At 57.4% G+C, this 19,724-nt stretch carries 25 protein-coding genes; 21 read left to right on the top strand and 4 right to left on the bottom strand.

Going from position 1 to position 19,724, the window contains the following annotated elements:
* Window positions 1-252: a chorismate mutase gene (locus OS242_RS05400; RefSeq protein WP_267150634.1), complete on the bottom strand. Its 252-nt coding sequence runs from the start codon at window positions 250-252 to the stop codon at window positions 1-3.
* A 304-nt stretch (window positions 253-556) separates the two neighbouring features.
* Between OS242_RS05400 and OS242_RS05395 the strand changes: the two genes are divergently transcribed.
* A complete protein-coding gene (locus tag OS242_RS05395) occupies window positions 557-1,720 on the top strand; it encodes a pyridoxal phosphate-dependent aminotransferase (RefSeq protein WP_267150633.1) in 1,164 nt (387 codons plus the stop codon).
* Between the two features lie 75 nt (window positions 1,721-1,795).
* On the opposite strand, the gene OS242_RS05390 is transcribed toward OS242_RS05395, so the two are convergent.
* Window positions 1,796-2,473 (bottom strand): phosphopantothenoylcysteine decarboxylase domain-containing protein, encoded by a 678-nt coding sequence (locus OS242_RS05390; protein WP_267150632.1) that lies wholly within the window; start codon window positions 2,471-2,473, stop codon window positions 1,796-1,798.
* A 91-nt stretch (window positions 2,474-2,564) separates the two neighbouring features.
* On the opposite strand from OS242_RS05390, the gene OS242_RS05385 reads away from it, so the two are divergent.
* The 3 genes from OS242_RS05385 to OS242_RS05375 are packed head-to-tail and all read left to right on the top strand — an operon-like array spanning window position 2,565 to window position 5,248.
* Window positions 2,565-3,317: an SAM-dependent methyltransferase gene (locus OS242_RS05385; RefSeq protein ID WP_267150631.1), complete on the top strand. Its 753-nt coding sequence runs from the start codon at window positions 2,565-2,567 to the stop codon at window positions 3,315-3,317.
* A 48-nt stretch (window positions 3,318-3,365) separates the two neighbouring features.
* Window positions 3,366-4,328, top strand: a complete 963-nt coding sequence (locus tag OS242_RS05380; RefSeq protein WP_267150630.1) for a DMT family transporter — start codon at window positions 3,366-3,368, stop codon at window positions 4,326-4,328.
* A 2-nt stretch (window positions 4,329-4,330) separates the two neighbouring features.
* Entirely contained in the window at window positions 4,331-5,248 is a 918-nt protein-coding gene (locus OS242_RS05375) for a ketopantoate reductase family protein (RefSeq protein ID WP_267150629.1), read from the top strand.
* A gap of 54 nt (window positions 5,249-5,302) precedes the next feature.
* Here the strand turns inward: OS242_RS05375 and OS242_RS05370 are convergent, their stop codons facing one another.
* On the bottom strand, window positions 5,303-6,073 hold the full coding sequence (locus OS242_RS05370; protein ID WP_267150628.1) for a peptidoglycan DD-metalloendopeptidase family protein: 771 nt from the start codon (window positions 6,071-6,073) through the stop codon (window positions 5,303-5,305).
* 207 nt (window positions 6,074-6,280) lie between these two features.
* Here OS242_RS05370 and OS242_RS05365 point away from each other — a divergent pair, with 207 nt between their 5' ends.
* The 15 genes from OS242_RS05365 (at window position 6,281) to OS242_RS05295 (ending at window position 15,319) form a co-directional block, all read left to right on the top strand.
* Window positions 6,281-6,850 (top strand): TlpA disulfide reductase family protein, encoded by a 570-nt coding sequence (locus OS242_RS05365; RefSeq protein ID WP_267150627.1) that lies wholly within the window; start codon window positions 6,281-6,283, stop codon window positions 6,848-6,850.
* A gap of 6 nt (window positions 6,851-6,856) precedes the next feature.
* On the top strand, window positions 6,857-7,582 hold the full coding sequence (locus OS242_RS05360) for a hypothetical protein (RefSeq protein WP_267150626.1): 726 nt from the start codon (window positions 6,857-6,859) through the stop codon (window positions 7,580-7,582).
* 17 nt (window positions 7,583-7,599) lie between these two features.
* Entirely contained in the window at window positions 7,600-7,983 is a 384-nt protein-coding gene (locus OS242_RS05355) for a DUF302 domain-containing protein (protein ID WP_267150625.1), read from the top strand.
* 191 nt (window positions 7,984-8,174) lie between these two features.
* Complete coding sequence (locus tag OS242_RS05350) at window positions 8,175-8,486, top strand: rhodanese-like domain-containing protein (RefSeq protein ID WP_267150624.1); 312 nt, start codon at window positions 8,175-8,177, stop codon at window positions 8,484-8,486.
* A 27-nt stretch (window positions 8,487-8,513) separates the two neighbouring features.
* The gene (locus tag OS242_RS05345; RefSeq protein WP_267150623.1) at window positions 8,514-9,299 is read left to right on the top strand and encodes a sulfite exporter TauE/SafE family protein; all 786 of its coding nucleotides are present in this window, start codon (window positions 8,514-8,516) and stop codon (window positions 9,297-9,299) included.
* A gap of 38 nt (window positions 9,300-9,337) precedes the next feature.
* A complete protein-coding gene (locus OS242_RS05340; RefSeq protein WP_267150622.1) occupies window positions 9,338-9,706 on the top strand; it encodes a YidH family protein in 369 nt (122 codons plus the stop codon).
* A 47-nt stretch (window positions 9,707-9,753) separates the two neighbouring features.
* Window positions 9,754-10,131: a rhodanese-like domain-containing protein gene (locus tag OS242_RS05335; RefSeq protein ID WP_267150621.1), complete on the top strand. Its 378-nt coding sequence runs from the start codon at window positions 9,754-9,756 to the stop codon at window positions 10,129-10,131.
* Between the two features lie 64 nt (window positions 10,132-10,195).
* Complete coding sequence (locus OS242_RS05330) at window positions 10,196-10,594, top strand: DsrE/DsrF/DrsH-like family protein (RefSeq protein ID WP_267150620.1); 399 nt, start codon at window positions 10,196-10,198, stop codon at window positions 10,592-10,594.
* A gap of 27 nt (window positions 10,595-10,621) precedes the next feature.
* The gene (locus OS242_RS05325; protein ID WP_267150619.1) at window positions 10,622-11,191 is read left to right on the top strand and encodes a sulfurtransferase TusA family protein; all 570 of its coding nucleotides are present in this window, start codon (window positions 10,622-10,624) and stop codon (window positions 11,189-11,191) included.
* Between the two features lie 26 nt (window positions 11,192-11,217).
* Window positions 11,218-12,351 carry an MBL fold metallo-hydrolase gene (locus OS242_RS05320; RefSeq protein ID WP_267150618.1) on the top strand — a complete coding sequence of 378 codons (1,134 nt, stop codon included), beginning with the start codon at window positions 11,218-11,220 and terminating at the stop codon, window positions 12,349-12,351.
* A gap of 39 nt (window positions 12,352-12,390) precedes the next feature.
* Window positions 12,391-12,618, top strand: a complete 228-nt coding sequence (locus OS242_RS05315) for a sulfurtransferase TusA family protein (RefSeq protein WP_267150617.1) — start codon at window positions 12,391-12,393, stop codon at window positions 12,616-12,618.
* Between the two features lie 48 nt (window positions 12,619-12,666).
* A complete protein-coding gene (locus tag OS242_RS05310) occupies window positions 12,667-13,140 on the top strand; it encodes a DsrE/DsrF/DrsH-like family protein (protein WP_267150616.1) in 474 nt (157 codons plus the stop codon).
* A 35-nt stretch (window positions 13,141-13,175) separates the two neighbouring features.
* On the top strand, window positions 13,176-13,436 hold the full coding sequence (locus OS242_RS05305) for a metal-sensitive transcriptional regulator (protein ID WP_267150615.1): 261 nt from the start codon (window positions 13,176-13,178) through the stop codon (window positions 13,434-13,436).
* 337 nt (window positions 13,437-13,773) lie between these two features.
* On the top strand, window positions 13,774-14,292 hold the full coding sequence (locus OS242_RS05300; RefSeq protein ID WP_267150614.1) for a sigma-70 family RNA polymerase sigma factor: 519 nt from the start codon (window positions 13,774-13,776) through the stop codon (window positions 14,290-14,292).
* On the top strand, window positions 14,279-15,319 hold the full coding sequence (locus OS242_RS05295; protein ID WP_267150613.1) for a hypothetical protein: 1,041 nt from the start codon (window positions 14,279-14,281) through the stop codon (window positions 15,317-15,319). The genes OS242_RS05300 and OS242_RS05295 overlap by 14 nt, the downstream gene beginning before the upstream one ends.
* A 53-nt stretch (window positions 15,320-15,372) precedes the next feature.
* Here the strand turns inward: OS242_RS05295 and OS242_RS05290 are convergent, their stop codons facing one another.
* Window positions 15,373-16,665 (bottom strand): helix-turn-helix domain-containing protein, encoded by a 1,293-nt coding sequence (locus OS242_RS05290; protein WP_267150612.1) that lies wholly within the window; start codon window positions 16,663-16,665, stop codon window positions 15,373-15,375.
* Between the two features lie 311 nt (window positions 16,666-16,976).
* Here OS242_RS05290 and OS242_RS05285 point away from each other — a divergent pair, with 311 nt between their 5' ends.
* Together OS242_RS05285 and OS242_RS05280 are read left to right on the top strand one after the other, a co-directional pair.
* Entirely contained in the window at window positions 16,977-17,120 is a 144-nt protein-coding gene (locus OS242_RS05285; protein WP_267150611.1) for a hypothetical protein, read from the top strand.
* A 155-nt stretch (window positions 17,121-17,275) separates the two neighbouring features.
* Window positions 17,276-19,627: an FdhF/YdeP family oxidoreductase gene (locus tag OS242_RS05280; RefSeq protein WP_267150610.1), complete on the top strand. Its 2,352-nt coding sequence runs from the start codon at window positions 17,276-17,278 to the stop codon at window positions 19,625-19,627.
* Window positions 19,628-19,724: the final 97 nt, after the last annotated feature.

Below are 19,724 nucleotides of genomic sequence, written 5' to 3'. Positions count from 1 at the left end.
CTACTTGGTCACAAAGGCGAGGATCTGCTTGAACAGTTCTTCTGTCAGCTCCGGATCGACACCGATTTGTTCCGCGTATTGTTTTCTGTTTTGCAGGAGTTCCTGTTCACGGGAGGCGTCGACGACTGGCAATTGCTGGTCGGCTTTATAACGGCGGATCTCCCGGTTGATCTCCAAGCGTTGGGCCAATGTTTCTAAAAGTTGCTGATCCACTTTGTCGAGTTGAGATCGATAATCGATCATTTTGTTCATACGAGATGCCCCTTTAATGACTTTTTCGTTCCTGCATAAAGATAAGAAGTATTCTAGATCACCCTCCTTGAAATTCGTGTAACTGTTTTTAATATATGCGCTATTGTACTATTACTTCTGTCCGTCCTGCAACCACATTTTTAATGATTTTCTTTCTTGTAAAGGTTATCACTCTATTTTTTCGGAAATTTTATAAGTATTCTTTACGAAAAGCACTTGTCCGATTTTTACCTGATCGAGTATAGTGGAGGATAAATCTAGATATCGTTATTGTTAAGAAAAAATAGAAAAGAGGCTTGCCAAGGTGAATATCGTGACGGCGTCTCGTTTGGATACGTTGCCGAAACAATTTTTCAGCACGATGGTGTCAAATGTTCAAAAAGTGGTGCAGGCGGGCCATGATGTGATCAATCTGGGGCAGGGCAACCCCGATCTGCCGACGCCGCCGCATATCGTTGAATCGTTGCGAGAGGAGATCCTTGATCCGGCGACGCACAAATACCCGCCGTTCTCCGGGCTGTTCGAATTGAAGGCGGCTGTGGCGCAATGGTACCGCGTTGAGTTTGGCGTCGAGTTGGACCCGCAGCGGGAGGTTTCGATCTTGTTCGGCGGCAAGACCGGTCTGGTTGAGATCTGCCAATGCCTGCTCGAACCGGGCGATGTCTGCCTGATGCCGGACCCTGGCTACCCGGACTACTGGTCGGGTGTGAAACTGGCCGGCGGGGAGATGCACGGGATGCCGTTGCTGCGGGAAAATGACTTTTTGCCCGACTACAGCGCGATCCCGAAGGAGCAGCTCGCCAAGGCGAAGATGATGTTCCTGAACTATCCGAACAACCCGACATCGGCAGTCGCTCCGCTGTCGTTCTACGAAGACACGGTGCGCTTTGCCGAGCAGAACAACATCGTGGTGGCGGCCGACTTTGCGTACGGCGCGTTTGGCTTTGACGGGGAAAAGATGATCTCGTTCCTGCAGACGCCGGGTGCGAAGGAGGTCGGGGTGGAGTTTTACACCCTGTCCAAAACGTACAACATGGCGGGGTGGCGAGTCGGTTTTGCGGTCGGCAATGCGGATGTGATCCGGGCGATCGATCTGATTCAAGAGCACTGGTTCGTCTCGATCCCGTCGTTTATCCAGCGGGCGGCTGTGACGGCGATCACGTCGCCGCAGGACTGCGTGCGCGAGTTGGCTGCGGTCTATGAGCGCCGTCGGGACGTGTTTGTCGGCGGACTCAACAAGGCGGGCTGGGACATTCCTGTGCCGAGGGGTTCGTTCTTCACGTGGGTGCCGGTGCCCAAAGGGTATACGTCGGTGAGCTTTGCCGAGAAGTTGTTGCACGAGGCGCATATCGCGGTCGCGCCCGGCAATGGATTTGGCACACATGGCGAAGGCTATGTCCGGGTCGGGTTGCTGGCGAGCGAAGAGCGGCTGCAAGAGGCGGTCGAACGGATTTTGCGCGTGATTTAGGTACAGGGAACCAGGAAAAAGGAAGGAAAAAGCCCGTCAGCGATGACGGGCTTTTCGTGCGAGTTCAATCATGAATTAGAGGGAGTGGGACAGGATGTCCATCAACGCCGCAGCCGTGTGTTTTTTGCCGCGTCCGATCCGGACGTCGCCGCTTGGCGGGACGAGGTAGTGCGGTGCGTCCTCGGTGTGCAGGGAGGTGGACGGGTTGGCGACGGTGAGGTCTGCCCGCCACGTCTCCATACGGGTGCGGGCACGCTGCACGAGATAGGATTCGTCGTCGGTGTGCTCGAGTTTGAAGCCGACGAGGAAGAGGTCGGGGCGCCAATTTTTGATCTCGGTGATCACTTTCGGCGCTTTTTTGAAATGGACGATCGGCAGCACGTCGCTTTGGATTTTGCCGGTTTCGGCGATCCGGTTGCCGTGTGCGTCGGTCATGAAGTCGACGACCCAATCGGAAACGGCTGCTGTCATGATCACCGCGTCGACCGACTCATTAATGACTCGAGCGCGGATCTTTTCGGTGAGGTCGTCGATGCCCAGGAAGGACTCTTTGCGAAGGCCCGGTGCGTCGGGCGGCGTCTCAGCGAAGTAGCCGTGCAGGAGGATCACTTCCGCACCGCGCTGCAGGGCCTCGCCGACGAGGTATTTGCCGATGGTGCCGCGGGCGAGGTTGGTGTGGCCGCGCACCTCGTCCCATTTTTCGACGGTACCGCCGCTGGTGATCAGGATTTTCTTGCCTGTAAGGAGTTCCATAGGAGGAAGAGTCTCCCTTCCGTGGTATGATTGTTCATTATATACGATTTTTGATGTTCATGAGGAGCGGTTTGAAAGAGGAGGCACAGGAATGGACCGAAATAAATTTTCTGCAATCGCGCATCGCGATCATGCGTTTGCCAATCCGCTCAGCGAGAGCAAGCTCATGCGGATGGTGGAGATGTTGAAGATGGAGGCGGGGCAGACTGTCCTCGATGTCGGGGCGGGGCAGGGTGAGCTGTTGATCCGCATGGCGGAGCAGTACGGTGTCCGGGCGACGGCGATGGAGCTGTATGAAGGCGCGGTGTCGGCGGGACGGCAGCGGGCGGCAGGCCGCGTGGCGGACGACAGCGTCGTGTGGGTGCAGGGCGACGCCGGTGCGGAGATCGAGCGGATCGCCGACGGGTCGTTCGATGTCGGGATGTGCATCGGATCGACGCATGCGCTCGGCGGGCTGGTGCCGACTCTGCAGGCGTTGGGTGCCAAGGTAAAAAAGGGCGGCTATCTGCTCATCGGCGAAGGGTACTGGAAACAGCGGCCTTGCAGCGAGTATCTGGAAGCGCTCGGCGGCGCGGACGAGTCGGAACTGAAAAGCCACGCGGCCAATGTGCAGACGGCGGAAGAACTCGGGCTGGTGCCCCTCTGGTCGTATGTGACCCACGACGAGGAATGGGACGAGTACGAGTGGCTGTACAGCAAGTCGGTCGAGGATTATTGCAGCGAACAGCCGGATGACCCGGACCGCGACGCGATGCTGGCGAAGATCCGGGGCTGGCGGCGGACGTATCTGACGTGGGGACGGGACACGCTGGGGTTTGGCCTTTATTTGTTCCGCAATGAATAAACATCTGGATATCGGGCCGTATGTGGTGTGGAGGGGAGGATTTGCAACGTGAGACAGGCACCGTTTTCACGAGCCGGTCTGGAGCGTCTGAAGGAGCCGGACACGCTGCGTCGCAACGGCGGGGTGTGGCTGGTCGCGCTGGGAGCGGCGCTGTGGGGGACAAACTCGATCTTGCGCGTGGAGATGCTGCACACGTTTACGTCTTCACAGATCGTGTTTTTGGAACATCTGCTGCTGGCGGTCTACGCGCTGCCGATGTTGATTTTTGCGCGCAGGCAACTGGCGCGGCTGTCGGCGAAGGAGTGGGCCGCGATCTTGTTCCTGTCGTGGGGCGGGTCGGGGCTGGCGACGATCTTGTTCACGGCGTCGTTTCAGTATGGCCATCCCAATCTGGTCTTGCTGCTGCAAAAGGTGCAACCGGTCTTTGTTCTGCTGATCGCCCGCGTGATGTTGAAGGAACTGCTGCCAAGACGTTTTGGCGGTTATCTGCTGATCGCGATGATCGGGACCTATCTGGTAACGTACGGATTTACGCTGCCGTGGGCCGATTTTACCAATGCGAACGGGATGGCGGCGATGCTTGCGCTCGGAGCGGCGGTGCTGTGGGGCGGGTCGACGGTGATGGGGCGGCTGGTGCTGGACAAGATGAGCTTTGAGACGCTGACGGCTGCCCGGTTTTTATTTGCCCTGCCGTTTCTCTATGCGGTGGTGGTGATCTCGGGCGAAGCGGTGCCGCAGATGTGGAACGCGCTCGGAGATCTCGACACGCTGGGCAATCTGGTTTTGCAAGCGTTGTTGCCGGGGCTGTTCTCGCTGCTGCTGTACTACCGCGGGCTGTCGACGACAACGGCGAGCTATGCGACGGTGGCGGAGTTGGCATTTCCGGCGACCGGTCTGTTGTTGAACTGGATCGCGCTGGGCTCGGTGCTGACGGCCGGGCAAGCGATCGGTTTTCTCGTCATCTGGTGGGCGATCTACCAACTGGGTAAAGGAACAGAAAGGGAGGCATGAAGATGAAAGTGGTCGTGGTCGGCGCCGGAGCGGTCGGCGGGTATTTCGGCAGCAGGCTGGCGGAGGCGGGGGTGGATGTGACGTTTCTCGTCCGGGAAAAGCGGGCGGCCCAGTTGCGGGAGTGCGGATTGACGGTGCGCTCTGTGCAGGGGGACTATCGATATACCCCACAGGTCGTCACCGATGCGGCGGAGGTGGAGGCGTGCGACGTGCTGGTAGTGGCGGTGAAAAATTATCATCTGTCCGACACGCTCTCGACGCTGAAGCCGTTGGTGGAGCGGGGGGCGAAGGTGCTGCCGCTGCTCAACGGGGTCGGGCATCTCGACCTGCTGCGTGCGGAGTTTGGCGAAGCGGCGGTACTCGGCGGGTACTGCAACATCATCGTGACGCTGAGCGAACAGGGCGATGCGGTGCACACGTCGCCGACGCATGAGTTTACGTTTGGCGCGTTGGTGCCGGAGCAGGAGGCGGTGTGCGAGCGACTGTTGGCAGCGGGTCAAGGGGCGAACATCAATCTGAACCACAGTCAGGCGATCTATCGGGACATGTGGCAGAAATATCTGTTCATCACGGCGTTCTCCGGGGTGACGACGGCGAGCCGTCTGAGCATTGACGGCGTGATGGCCCATCCGCCGACCCGCGAGGTGCTGCGACGGGCGTTGACGGAGATGCACACGCTGGCCGGACGCAAAGGCGCGGTGATGCCGGATGATCTGGTCGAGAAACTGATGACGTATATGGATGGTTTTCCGGCAGGGGCGACGTCGTCGATGCATCAGGACTTCCGCAAAGGGCTGCCGCTGGAAGTGGAGAGCCTGCAAGGGGTGGCGGTCCGCTACGCCGATGAGGAAGGGATCGACCTGCCGACCGTCCGCACGCTGTATGGATTGCTGGTGCCGCACGCGACGCCGGCGGCATAAAGAAGAAAAGACCTTTGCGGATCGCCGCAAAGGTCTTTTTCGTGTGCCGGCTGATTAGCAGGTCGGCGCGATTTGGCCGTCGGAGCCGGTGTAGATGTAAGCATCGGATACATAGCCGGTGCCGATGTAATCCCACAGAGTGGTAGTGCCGTAGGTGCCGGTGACGCTTTCACCATTCTTTTGGCAGGTGAACTTGACGGTGGAGCCGTCAGCGACAGAGCCGACAGCCGTGTAGCCGGTGCCCGGACCGGAGCGAACGGTCAGGTTTGCGCCGGAGGTGTTGACGGTACCGGTGTAGGTAGCGCCGGAGCAAGCGTTATTCGAGGTGTAGCTCTTGGAACCCCAGTAGTACGCTTGAGCGCCGTTGAAGACGATCTTTTGAACGACGCCATCTTTACGTTGTTCGAAGTGCAGGTGCGGGCCGGTCGAGCCGCCGGTGGAACCGACGTAGCCGATGCGCTCACCGGTGGAAACTGCTTCGCCGACGGTGACGGCGAAGGAGTTCAGATGTGCGTAGTAAGTGGTCCAGCCGTTGCCGTGGTCGACAACGACATATTTGCCGTAGCTGGTGCCGCCGAGGTCACGGACGGTGATGACTTTACCGGCAGCCGATGCCACGACCGGGTCGCCGAGGTCGTCGGTGCGGTTGAAGTCGATGGCGTTTGCCGGAGAGTGGTCGGTGCGAGTTTGACCGGTCCAGGTCTGTCCGCACGGGAACGGAACTTGGAATGCCGGAGCAGCGGATGCAACCTGCGGATACAGGCCGATCACCAGCGCGGCAACCATCATCGTCGGCATGACGATCGCTTTAATTGCTTGTTTCATTTTGTGTAGCCTCCTTTTTGATTTTCAATGAGATCTCACAAACAGTATAACCTACATGTGTACACAATTCAATAAACAAAATATAAAATATGTGAATCGACAATTTTTTCACGAAACATTTTTTTACAATTCGTAGGATGACCTGACGAGCTACACAAAAAACCAAAAGTTCTGCGGTACAATAACAGGAACCAAGGAGGGAAAACATTGAAACGAGCGAGTAAATTGGGCATACTTTTGGCAACGGTCCTTCTGTTGGCGGGTGTCACTTGGTTCAATCAAAAAGAGACGGCTCCGGCCGATACCGCGCGGGGTGAAGCGACGAAAAGCGTGGCGGAGCGCCCGACGCGCCCGTATCCGAACCATCACGCAGCTGACTTTACACTGACCAATCTGGAAGGGCAGCAGGTGCAATTGTCTTCCTTAAAAGGGAAAAAAGTATTCATCAACTTCTGGGCCTCGTGGTGTCCGCCGTGTAAAGCGGAGATGCCGGATCTGGTGGAGATGAGCAAAAAGTATCAAGGGCAAGTGGAGTTTTACGGGGTCAATCTCACGACGCAAGATACGGCGGAGAAGGCCAAGGGTTTTGTCGAAGAATACGGCATTGAGTTTCCGACGCTGCTGGATGAACGAGGGGAAGTCGGCGGTCGATACGGGGTGGTGTCGATCCCGACCTCGTTCACCATCGATGAAAACGGTGTGGTCGTTCAGCGAACGGGAGGTCAGTTGAGCAGATCGGCGATGGAAGAGATGCTCCAAGATTTGATCGGGAGGTAGTGGACGGTGGCGATATTGCCAGACGTGATCCGACTGGGACCGGTTGTTTTGCCCAACGCGTGGATCGCGTGGCTGATCAGCTTTTTGTTTGTCAGCGTGCTGCTCAAACGAAGTTTGCAAAGACTGGGTTTTGACGGCGATAAACAGACCGGGTGGCTGCTCGAAGCGGTGCTGTTCGGGTATGTGCTCTATCGGTTGGTGACGATCGGCGCGGATGGAGCGGGAGCGTGGACGTCGTTTCGGACACTGCTGCTCTCGGTCGGGCCGGGATATGCGCTTGTTTTGGGTACCCTCGGGGGTATTGTTTATCTGATCGGCCGGGCAGGTCGCGACGGCGTGGTCACGTGGCGGTGGCTGGAGGCCTGGGTGTTGCCCGTGACGCTGACAGCGGTGTTGCATGCGCTGCTGGTGGCGGAGATCGGTCGGGCGACAAACATGCCCTGGGGGGTATCGTTTGACGGGGCGAGCTATCATCCTGTTCATCTGTATCGGGCCGTCGCGTGGGCCTTCGCCGCCTGGTGGCTGTATCGCCTGCGCACGTCGCCACGACAGCGGGTGGCAGCCGCTGTGACGCTGTGGGCGGGGGCGCAACTCATCGCGTCGTGGTTTCTCGTTCAGCAGGACCTGTGGTTTGGCATCGCTCCCTCGCAATGGCTGGCATTGATCGCGATCTCGGCGGGAGGATACGCATGGACGGTCGATGAGCATACTACGCCTGTTGAAAAGATGTGAAGGAGGAGGCAGGCAAGATGTTTCATTATACAGTGGAGACCGCCAAGTCGGTCGACGAAGCGGTGCAGGCGCTGGAAGCGGCCCTGAAGGAGCGCCAGTTCGGCGTTCTCTGGTCACTCGATCTGACAGCCAAACTGGCGGAGAAGGGATTGTCGTTCCCGAGCGCCTATCGCATTCTCGAAGTGTGCAACCCGGTGCAGGCCGAGCGGGTGCTCTCGAAAAATCTGTTGGTCGGCTACTTTTTGCCCTGCAAGATCGCCGTCTACGAAGAGGAGGGCACGACCAAGATCGGACTGCCGAAACCCTCGGTGCTGATGGGGGTGGTCAATGATCCTTCCCTTGCCGAAATCGGTGCCGAGGTCGAGCATGTGATGATCGAAGCGGTTGAGGCGGCGAGGTAGCGGGCAGGGGTGTTGACAAACGCTGTGGAGTGCGTATAATAAGATTCATCGGATACCCCGCGGGGTATATCGAGCGCCTGAATCGTTCAGGTCTTGCATGGAGAAACTCTAGGAGTCCAGATCCTTCGGGATCCCTCCTTTCTTTTTCACAACAAACATACCCCTAGGGGTATATAGAAGAGGTGACCACAATGTCCAAAGTCATCAACATCCATCCGCTCGATGTCAAGGAGCGACTGAAAAGCGGTGAAAAGCTCACCCTGATCGACGTGCGTGAGTCGGAAGAGGTGGCAGCGGGTCGCATCCCGGGCAGCAAGCACATCTCCCTGTCCGAACTGCAACATCGCTGGCAGGAGATCGATCCGAACGAGGAAGCGATCATCGTCTGCCGCAGCGGCAACCGCAGCGGTATGGCCTGCGAATTCCTGATGGGCCGCGGCTATGACAAAGTGAAAAATCTGATGGGCGGCATGAATGGCTGGCAAGGTGACGTCGAGCGATAATCGCTCCTAGAAAGGTAGGACAAACAAATGGATATGGATCTGGGCTTGATCATCACGTTGTTCCTCATTGGATTTGTCGGTTCGTTCCTGTCCGGTCTGGTCGGCATCGGCGGCTCGATCATCAAGTATCCGATGCTGTTGTATATCCCGCCGGCTCTTGGCTTTCTCGCGTACACCGCTCATGAGGTGTCCGGGATCAGCGCGGTGCAAGTCTTTTTCGCAACGCTCGCCGGGGTGTTTGCCCTGCGAAAAGAGAAAGTCATCAACTACTCTCTGGTCGCCTACATGGGTGTCGCGATCATCATCGGCAGCTTTGTCGGCGGGTACGGCGGCAAATTCCTGAGCGGGGATCTGATCAATCTGGTCTATGCGATCCTTGCGACGCTGGCGGCGATCATGATGTTCCTCCCGAAAAAAGGGCTGGATGATGTGCCGCTCGATCAGGTGAAGTTCAACAAACCGATCGCCGTGTTCTCCGCGCTCTCCGTCGGGATCGCGTCGGGGATCGTCGGTGCGGCCGGTGCGTTCATCCTCGTGCCGATCATGCTGCTGGTCTTGAAGATCCCGACCCGCATGACGATCGCAACATCGCTGGCGATCACGTTCATCTCTTCGATCGGATCGACAGCGGGCAAGGTCCTGGCAGGCGATGTGCTCTTCTGGCCGTCGGTGATCATGGTGGTGGCGAGCATCTTGGCTGCACCGGTCGGGGCCAAACTCAGCACGAAGGTGAACACCAAAATGCTGCGCGGTCTGCTGGTCGTCTTGATCCTCGGCACGGCAGTCAAGGTCTGGACAGACATTCTGTTCTAATGATCGGGTACACTACTCCCTGACAGGAGGTGCCCGGCATGGAGCGAGAAAAGACGGTCGATTCAAAGTATATCCAGCAACATCTCGCCAATGAACGCACGTTTCTGGCGTGGATCAGAACGAGCATCACCATCATCGGACTGGGCTTTTTGGCGGCCGGTGTGGTCTTTCGCTCGACGCCTTACTCCGACACCGGTCATTGGATCGCGTCGGTGGTGGGGATCGGCGCTGTGTTGCTCGGCTCGCTGATCAGCTTTACCGCCTGCCGCAACTATACGCAAAAAAAGGCGGGCATCAATGACGAGACGTTTGAAGCGTCGACGAACATCATTTTCTTCACCGTCTGCTGTCTGGTGTTTATCAATCTGTTTCTGATCGTGCTGGTTGTGTTGCTGCTGTTGGAGTAAAAATTTTGACTGAAATATACCCCCTGTGGTATGAAGGCGGTGGTTGGATGGATTGGTTGACGTACTTGATCTACGGGTTGCTGCTCTGGTTTGTGGTCTCCCGGTTCCTGCCGCTCAGGTGGCTGGAACAACTGGGGCCGCAAGATGTGGAAGAGCGGCTGAAAGATAAAAAGCAACATGTGTACCTCGACGTCCGCGAGCCGGGCGAGTACAAGGGGGGTCACATCCCCGGCTTCACCAACATCCCGCTCTCGCAATTGAAAAGACGGGTCGGCGAGGTGGAGAAAGGCAAGACGGTGATCCTGACCTGTCAGAGCGGGATGCGCAGCCGGCAAGCGGCGAAGATCCTGCGCAAACACGGCTGCACCCGCATCGCGCATCTGAAGACAGGGATGAGCGGCTGGAGAGGTCGAGTCGTTCGGTAAGAAAGTCGTTTCTTTGGAATGCTAAGAGCGTACCTGCAAACCCAAATCAAAGGAGAGATCTCTCATGTCCAAAAGAAAAGTGGCAATCATCGCTTCGGGCGGTGGTCTGGATTCTGCTTATAAAGTGTTGAACATTGCGACGGCCGCAGCGGCGACCGAAGCGGAGGTGGCGATCTTCTTTACCTTCGAAGCGCTGGCGATCATCCACAAAGATGCGGCGACGATGCTGACGATGGGCCCTGGCAAAGAGCATTACGTCGAAGGCTTCAAGCGCGCCAACGTGCCGTCGATCTCGGAGTTGCTGGAAGTGGCTCGTGAGACGGGCGTCAAAATGATCGCCTGCCAGATGACGATGGACGTCACCGGCATGACCAAAGAGATGTTTGTGGACGGTGTGGAAGTGGGCGGGGCGGTCACGTTCCTCGACTTCGCGTATGACGCCGACGTCACCGTCACTTTCTAATCCCAACTGAACGAGGAGGAATCGGATATGAGCACGCAACATGTAGATAAATCGATCGACTGCAAAGGGCTGTCCTGCCCGATGCCGATCGTCCGCACCAAAAAAGCGGTCGATGAGATGCAGCCGGGTCAAGTCTTGGAAGTTTTGGCGACCGATCCGGGCTCGGTGGCCGATATGAAGAGCTGGGCGGACCGCACGGGTCACCAGTTTGTCGGCACGGAAGAGGAAGGCGGCACGTTCAAGCACTATATCCGCAAAGCGGACGCGAACGAAGTGAAAGCGGAGCAAAAGCATCCGCATACGATCAGCAACGAAGACCTGCAAGCCAAACTGGGCACCACTCCGGTGATCCTCGATGTGCGCGAACCGATGGAGTATCACTTCGGTCATATCCCCGGTGCGCAACTGGTCGCATTCGGCCAACTGGAAGAGCGTCTGGCTGAGCTCGCCGATCTCAAGGATCAAGAGATCCACATCGTCTGCCGCACGGGAAACCGCAGCGACATGGCCTGCCAGTTGCTCGCAGAAAAAGGCTTCTCCCACGTGAAAAACGTCGTGCCGGGCATGTCGCAATGGACCGGTCCGGTCGAGAAATAACTTATCTCCGAAAGGGTGACCTCATCATGGCTGTAAAAGAAATGACGTCCAAAGAGTTGCATGCGCGTATCGATGCAGGGGACTCGGTCTTTATCCTCGACGTGCGCAACCCGAACGACTTTGAAGACTGGAAGATCGAAGGCAAGACGCTTCGTCAAGTGAACATCCCGTACTTTGATTTCCTCGAAGAAGACGAGGCGGTCTACAACCAACTGCCGAAAGAGACGGAGATCGTCGTGGTCTGCGCCAAAGGCGGCAGTGCGCAGATGGTCGCGGAACAGCTCGATGAGAAAGGCTACTCGACGAGCGTTCTGGAAGGCGGCATGCTCTCCTGGAGCCAGTTCTACCACCCGGTGACCGTCTCGACCGGCGAGGACATGAAGCTGATCCAACTCAACCGTCTGGCAAAAGGGTGCCTGTCCTACATGGTGATCTCCGGCGGCGAAGCGTTGGTCGTCGACGCGAACCGCCACATCGAAGAGTACATGGCGCTGGCGAAGCGTGAAAACGTCAAGATCGCGCACATCATCGACACGCATCTGCACGCCGATCACATCTCCGGCGGCGCGGCTCTGGCGCAAGAGACGGGCGCAACGTACTACCTGTCTTCGAGCGAGATGCAAGGCTCCACGGCGTTGCCGTACGAACCGCTGGAACAACACGAAACGCTGAAAATCGGCTCGGTCAACGCGAAAGTGCTGGCCGTCCCGACTCCGGGTCACACGCCGGGCTCCACGTCGGTGCTGATCGACGACCGCTTCCTGCTCTCCGGCGATACGATCTTTGTCGGCGGTCTCGGACGTCCGGACCTCGGCGGCAAAGCGCGTGAGTGGGCACAGTCGCTGTACGACACCGTCTTCAAAACGGTGGCTGCTCTGTCTGATGACGTGCTGGTCCTGCCGACTCACTTTGCCGACATCAAAGAGATCAACGAAAACGGCTATGTCGGCGCCACCCTCGGCGCGATCCGCGCAAGCAACGAAGTGATGCGCAACGAAGACCGGGAAGCATTTACGGAAAAAGTGGCGGGCGCGTCGGGTGCGACTCCGCCGAACTTTGAGGAGATCGTCGGGATCAACCGCGGTGAGATCCAAGTCACAGCGGAGCAAGCGACCGATCTGGAGATCGGCCCGAACCGCTGCGCCGTGCACCATTCGTAATTTTGTAACCAGAACAAAACTTTGAGGAGGAACCAAAAGATGAACGCAGATTTGATTGTAGACGCAAAAGGGCTGTCCTGCCCGATGCCGATCGTCCGGGCCAAGAAAGGCATCGACTCGCTGCAAAGCGGCCAAGTGATGCAACTGGAAGCGACCGACAAAGGCTCGGTCAACGACTTCCAAGGCTGGATCAAACAAACGGGCAATGAAATGCTCAAGATGGAAGAAGACAACGGCGTGTATCGTTTCTTTGTGAAAAAGGCGTAATCAAAGGGGCTGAAAAGCCCCTTTTCATTCGGAAAGGGAGAGGATAACATGGAGAAGAGCACGACGATGGTAGTGTTCAGCGGAGATCTGGACAAAGCGATCGCCTCGTTCATCATTGCCACCGGGTCGGCAGCGATGGGCAATAAAGTCACAATGTTTTTCACCTTCTGGGGATTGAACATTTTGCGCAAAGAGCAATATGTCCCGGTGAAAAAGACATTTTTGGAGAACATGTTTGGTAAGATGATGCCGCGCGGTCCGGGTCAACTCGGCATCTCCAAGATGAACATGGGCGGGATCGGCTCGAAACTGATGAAAAAGATCATGCGTGATAAAAACATTGCGACGCTGCCGGAGTTGATGGAGTTGGCGAAAGAGCTCGACATCAAGATCATCGCCTGCGCGATGTCGATGGATGTGCTCGGGATTACGGAGGCGGAGCTGATCGACGGCATCGACTATGCCGGGGTCGCGACGTATCTGGCCGAAGCCGAAGAGAGCCAAGTCAACCTGTTCATCTAACATCGGGCGGCGTCACCGGAAAGGAAGTGGCAGTGGTGGAATACGATGACTCGATAAAAAATCGTCTGCGCCGGATCGAAGGTCAGATCCGCGGGGTGCTCAGCATGATCGAACAGGAGAAAGACTGCCGCGATGTGGTGACGCAACTGTCGGCGATCCGCTCCGCTGTCGACCGCTCGCTCGGCTATATCGTGGCGATGAATCTCGAAGCGTGCGTGCGGGACGAAGTGGAAAAAGGCAACAAGCCGGACCGAGTGATCAAAGAAGCGGTGGAAATGCTGGTCAAGAGCCGCTGATGATGATCGCGCACGTCTCGTAAAGAGAAAGCCCTGTTTTGGCAGCGAAGCCAAAGCAGGGCTTTTTTTATGACCACTTGCCAGTTCGCGTCGACCTGAGGCGTCTTTTTGTCAAGCCTTGCGCACGAGAAACAAGACGAGTAAAAAGAGAAAGAGGACGACCAGAATGCCTTGCAAGAACAGATTCATGATCGAAAGTGTTTCCAGTGGCAATACGTTCACGGGACTCCTCCTTTTTCCTGTCGGTGGAAGTATGCTACGGAATGAGGAACAATATGTAACGCTTGCCTGCCGGGCTTCGTCTAATGGTCGGCGAAAGGCGAGGAGGGAGCGCGAGTTGAAGCGGGACGAGATGCTGCGCGAGTGGATTCGGGCGCATGGCCGGATGGTGATCCGTACGGCGTATTATTACGTGAAAGACAAGATGATCGCGGAGGATATCGCCCAAGAGGTGTTTCTCAAGGCGTACGCGAAGATTGAGGAATTTCGCGGGACTGCTTCGGTGGAGACGTGGCTGTATCGGATCACGGTGAATCATTGCAAAGACTACGTTCGTTCGTGGGCGTATCGGAAGTTGCTCGTGCAGCAGCACTTTGAACGCGCGCGTGATGAGGGGGATCTGCCCGAGGACGTGCTGGTGAAGAAGCATCGAGGCGAGGAATTGCTGGCGATGGTGATGAAACTGCCGGTGAAGGATCGCGAAGTGATCTTGCTGCATTATTTTGAAGAGCTGAAGGTGAAGGAGATCGCGGAGATCCTTTCCGATAAAGAGACGACCGTCCGCGTGCGGATGATGCGGGCTTTGAAGAAGTTGAGGCAGAAGGTCGAGGAGGAGGAAGCGTATGGACTCCTGTGAGCGTGACTTCAAGATGGCGAGAGAGCGACTGGATCGAGACTTGGCGATCACAAACGAAGACCTTGGCCGGCTGGAGGAAAACGTGATGGCCTGCGTGCGGACGCAAAGAAAGCCGGGCCTCTCGATGAAAGGAATCGTCGGCGCGTTTGCCGCGCTGGTGGTGCTGGCGGTGGGGCTGCCCCCGGCGTTGGAGCGGGCGGGCGGCGTGGCCGGGGTGAAGGAGCGGATCTTATCGGGAATCGCGAGCCTCGGGCAGATCGCAGGCCGAGAAGAGCCTCCCGTGCCGCAAGCGGTGCCGGAGCCGCAACTGGGCGCGTATGTGATCCACGACAAGGCGTACTATGTCCCGACAGAGGAGATCGTGCCGCCGGAGCAGGTCGGAGCGGAACTCGGCCGGGTGCAGCGGATCGGCGATTGGGCGTTGAAGCGGGAAGGGGATTCGAACGCGTATCCGCCGCAGATGAACGTCTACTATGTACGGAACGGCGCCGACCCGAAGAAGGAGATCGTGCTCCTCGCCAAGAACAACTCGGCCGATCCGGGCGTCTATACGGTGATGCGGCGAGCGGCGGTGGTCGCCGTTGATACGAGTGCGATCCTGCATGCGAAAAATGATCAGGAAGAAGTCGGCTATGTGCTGGAAAACATCCGTCGGCTCAACCCTTCTTTTTATGAATTTCGGGATGTGGAAGACTCGCTGGTCCTGCATCTGGCCGCGTATGTTCCCGATCAAAAGTTGGTGCGCATGATGTACGGTGTCAAAGGGGAGAGCGGCACGATCACGGTGTATGAGTACCCGCGAGCGTATGCGGGCTCGTCCAGGGAGTCGATGCACGGGCCGATGTATGACGATGCGGGCACGGCGGTGACGTCCGAGTTTGAAGAGGCGGGGCTGCTGTGGAAGCGGTACAAAGCGGTCTATGTGACCCGGCAGGAGGATACGTTTTACGAGGTGCACATCGAGACGCAGAAGACAGAGGACGAAGTGCGACGGCTGTTGCGCTATTTTGTGAGAACGTCGAGATAAAGGGAAGACCCCGGTCCCGCGTAGGGACGGGGTCTCTTTGACGTGTGCGGAGATCAGACGAGGGTGAGGGGGCGTTCGTTGCGTGCGACTTTCTGGTAGCTCTTCGCTGCGGTCTCGAAGTCGCCGAGGGCGAGGTGTGCTTCGGCTATGCAGGAGAGGATCGCAAACGATTCTTTGACATCGTAAGGCATCAGCAGGTCTTGCGCCTGTTTGAAATGTTTCAGCGCCTGCACGTAATTGCCGGAACGGAAGTCGAGCAGGCCGATGATCTTGTGAGCCGAGCCTTGGTGCTGCGGACGGTCCGTGTCGTGCAGGACTTGTTCACAGTACACGCGGGCGCGGGTTGAGTCTTGTTTGAGGTAGAACGATTTGGCGAGCTCCAGCCGGACGGTGATCGCATGCTGGGTCTGCCCTTGATCCATGAACAGGTCGAACGATTCGGACAGGACGCTGATCGACTCGTCGTAGCGCTCCGTCTGGCGGTAGAGCTCGCCGAGATTGTTCAAGACGGCCGCCCGGTTGGGGACGTTGTCTTCGAGATCGTAGAAGTGCAGAGCGCGCTGGAACTGAGTCTCGGCTTCGGGGAACTGCTTCAACTGCATGTGGCAGATCCCGAGCGACGACGCGATGTGACCGGCCTTGTAGTGGGAACCGAGGTCTTGGTTGATCCGCGCCGCCTCGCCGAGCAGTCGGATCGCCGAGTGGCACTCGCCCAGTTTGCCGTGGGCGACGCCGGAGTTGACGAGCACGGAGATCTTCAGCAGGCCGCCGAGCTGGTTTTGCAGCAGGATCTCGTTGGCGTCGTTGAGGATCCGGAGCGCCTCCATGTTGCGGTTTTCCTGCAGGTGCACATAGGCCAGCGAGTCCATCGTGCGGACGCGCTCTTTGACGTACATGTAGCTGGCGAGGTGATGCAAGGAGATCTCGTACAGGGCGCGCGCCTCGTCATGCTGGAAGCGCACCTCCGCGAGCTTGCCCCGTACCCAGTAGAGCAGGCCGAGGTCGTGATCGTTGAGCTCCAGCTCGCCTTTGGCGTCGAGGTTGCAGCTGTCCAGCGTGCGGCGGGATTGGTCATACTGCCCGGACTCCGCCTGACCTTCGGCGAAGCGGATGTATTTCTTCCACTCTGCGACGCGCAGGGCGGTGTTTTCCGGTTCTTTGAAAAAGTCTTCCACGGTGCAATCCAGTTTCTTCGACAGTTTGTCCAACGTGTCGTAAGAGGGCTGGATCAGACCTTTTTCGATCTGGCTGATGTAACTTCTGGTAACGACTCCTTCAGCCAGTTCTTGCTGCGTCATCTGAGAAGCTTTACGCAACTCTTTGATGCGTTGTCCGACTCCTCCCATTTCTGTGTCACTCCTATATAGTCCCATGATTAGATTACATTGCTTGTGTTGGTCTATTCAGTCAGTATAACATACTTTGACCCTCTCCTATTGTAGACAATTTCGCTAGTGTTAAGAACCCCCTATGAGAAAAAATTTAGGCAAATTCGAATGATACAAATGTAACTTCACTAATAAATATTATATTTTAGGATATATTGTTCAAATTGGAAATTGACGAAGGTACTATAAAGGGATAGTATTGAATTAACAAAAACAAACATCTCTGTTATTGTAGAAAGTGTGTTCTTATAATATGGAGGGATCCCATCGTGAAGAAAAATGTGTGGTTGGGCGTATGTGCAGGTTTATTTACAATCGGTTTGGCAGTGACGATCTTATTGGGGACTGCCGGATGGCAAGAAAGTGATTCGGCTGTCATCTGGCCGATCGGCAACTCTCCGGTGAACGGTTGAAACGTCTGATTTCGGAAAACAAACAGACCGGCTCGCGATTTCTTTGCAAAAAGAGATGCGGGTCTGTTTTTTGCGCGGATGTGCAAACGGTTATTTTTATTGAAAATTCTGTTATAGTGAGGATATCGGAGACTTTTTTGAGGTGGTGAGTCCGTTTGGGAAAAACGAAGCATACCGGACCGGTGAAACTGAATAAAAAATGGCGGTCCGATCTCTGGGTCAGCAAGGTGCCGCTCGGCCTCGGTCAGGTCAAGCCGCATCATATCCGCGACACGATCAAAGCGGTGTACGACAACCGGGACAATCTGCCGTACGCGTTTCGCATCCTCACGCAGGGCGTGTGCGACGGTTGCGCGCTCGGGGTGTCCGGGCTGAGGGATCAGACGCTCGACGGGCCGCATCTGTGCACGACTCGGCTGAACGTGCTGCGGCTGAACACGATGCCGGCGATCAAACCGCATTGGCTCGACGATGTGGAGACTCTGCGCAGGATGGACAGCACGGAACTGCGCAAGCTCGGCCGAATCCCGTATCCGCTGTCGAGAAAGCCTGGGGAGAAGGGATTTACCCGGCTGACGTGGGACGAGGCGTTGGATCGGATCGCAGCGAAGATCAAAGCGATCGACGGCAAGCAGACGGCGTTTTATCTGACGGCCAGAGGCATCACCAACGAGGTGTACTACACGGCGGGCAAGGTGGCGCGCTTCCTCGGCACGAACAATCTGGACAATGCGTCGCGCATCTGTCACTCGCCGAGCAAGACGGCGCTCAAACGGTCGCTCGGGATCGGCGCGTCGAGTTGCTCGTACAAAGACTGGATCGGCACCGATGTGTTGATCTTCTGGGGCTCGGTGGCGGCGAACAATCAGCCGGTGTCGACCAAATATATGTACGCGGCGAAAAAGGCGGGTACGAAGATCATCTGCATCAACCCGTATCGGGAGCCGTCGATGGAGCAGTATTGGATCCCGTCGATCCCGGAGAGTGCGCTGTTTGGCACGAAGATCGTCGATGATGTGTATCAGGTGAACATCGGCGGCGACATCGCGTTTATGAACGGCGTGATGAAGGCGTGGTTTGAGATGGAGGAGAAAGAGCCCGGTTCGGCGATTGACCAATCGTTTGTGAGAGCCCATACAACGGGGCTGGAAGTGCTGCGGTATCATGTGAAGCGGTACGAGTGGGCGCAACTGGAGGCGTCGTCCGGGCTGAGTCGGGAGCGGATCTATGAGTTCGCCGAACTGCTCGCCGGATCGAAGACGGGTGTGTTCGTCTGGAGCATGGGGCTGACGCAGCACCGCTTTGGCACCGACAACATCTCACAGGTCGCCAATCTGGCGTTGTTGCGCGGGTTTATCGGGCGCGAGAACTGCGGTGTGATGCCGATCCGCGGCCACTCCGGCGTGCAGGGGTCGGGCGAGATGGGAGCCGATCCGTTTTCGCTGCCGGGCGGGGAGTTCAGCGAGCCGGCGAGCCGGGAGCGGGTCGAGCGGCTCTGGGGCATTGAGATCCCGGCCTGGCAGGGGGATATCGTCGGGGTGACGCTGGAAAACGCCTTGCTGCCGGACGGGCATGAGCGCAAGACGCGGCTGTTCTATACGAGCGGCGGCAATTTTATCGAGACGATGCCGGAGCCGGAATTTGTGCGGTCGTGTCTGGAGAGCGTGGAACTGCGGGTGCATCAGGATATCTTGCTCAACACGTCGACGTTGGTCGACGCGAAGGAGGAAGTGATCGTGCTCCCGGCAATGACGCGCTATGAGCAACCGGGCGGCGGGACGTCGACGAGTACGGAGCGGATGGTGTATTTCTCGCCGGAGATCGCGGGTCCGCGGATCGAGGAAGCGCGGGCGGAGTGGGAGATCTACGTCGATCTGGCGCGTCGCGTCGATCCGAAACGGGCGCACCTCGTGCAGTTTGACAGCGCGGAGCAGATCCGGGCGGAGATCGCGCAGGCGGCGCCGAACTATGACGGCATCCAGCAGCTCTCGGAGCGCGGCGACCTGTTCCAGTGGGGCGGGGCTTGGCTGTGCGAAGGGGGCGCGTTCCCGACGCCCGACGGCAAAGGGCACTTGTTGCCGATCGAATTGCCGGAACTGCGCAAGCCGGAGGGCCATTTCTATGTGACGACGCGGCGGGGCAAGCAGTTTAACTCGATGATCTACGGGCAGAAAGACCCGTTCAACGCGGCCGACCGCTACGACGTGTTGATCCACCCGGACGACATGCGCCGGATCGGGCTGCAGGACGGCGACGCGGTGGTGGTGTACAACCGCTACGGCACGTTCCACGGGCGGGCCAAAGGCGCGGATACCAAGCCGGGCAACATCTCCCTGTACTGGCCGGAGGGCAATGTGTTGATCCCCAAAGGCGTGTATGAGCAGCATGCGGGCATCCCCGAGTACAACACGGCCGTCGTGGTGGAAAAGGCGGAGACGTATCATGCGCTGAAAGACACGCGGTATGTGGAAAAGCGCATTGAAGAGCTGGAAGATCAGGTCGGGTAGTGTGTGTCAGAGAAGAAGCCTTCGGCGTGTCGAGGGCTTTTTCGATTTGGCGCGGAGAAGGAGAAGCAGGGGTGGAGTCCGTATGTTAAGATGAAGA

It is taken from the genome of Tumebacillus lacus (assembly GCF_026410385.1).
Taxonomy (GTDB): domain Bacteria; phylum Bacillota; class Bacilli; order Tumebacillales; family Tumebacillaceae; genus Tumebacillus; species Tumebacillus lacus.
This window is presented reverse-complemented; position numbering and strand designations above follow the sequence as displayed.